General features: G+C 52.7%; 1 protein-coding gene. It reads left to right on the top strand.

Annotated features, from left to right (window positions below):
• Positions 1-11 precede the first annotated feature (11 nt).
• Positions 12-239: hypothetical protein (locus IEQ44_RS17475; protein WP_227487714.1), on the top strand; the 228-nt coding region annotated here is incomplete at its 3' end.

The following is a 239-nucleotide window of genomic DNA, read 5'->3' as shown; positions in this document are numbered from 1 at the left end:
TAGCAGCACTCATGTTCCACTACAAGATGGATGCACAGCCAGCAAAGAAGAGCTTCATGCAGAGGACCCCAGCACCAGGACCTGCCAAGGACAGCACCAGCATCGCTGCTGCTGCTATACAAAAGCAGATGGCTGATACAAGACGAGGTCTGAGGGTCATTTTGTCCTCTCTTCTGTTCAGTTTGTGCGAGCGATGGGCAGGGAAACCAGACGATGATGACGATGAGACCAACGGGACA

It is taken from the genome of Nocardioides malaquae (genome assembly GCF_015070385.1).
In the GTDB taxonomy this organism is placed as follows: Bacteria; Actinomycetota; Actinomycetes; order Propionibacteriales; family Nocardioidaceae; genus Nocardioides; species Nocardioides malaquae.
The sequence above is the reverse complement of the archived record's forward strand: the minus strand, read 5'-3'. Positions and strand labels throughout refer to the sequence as shown.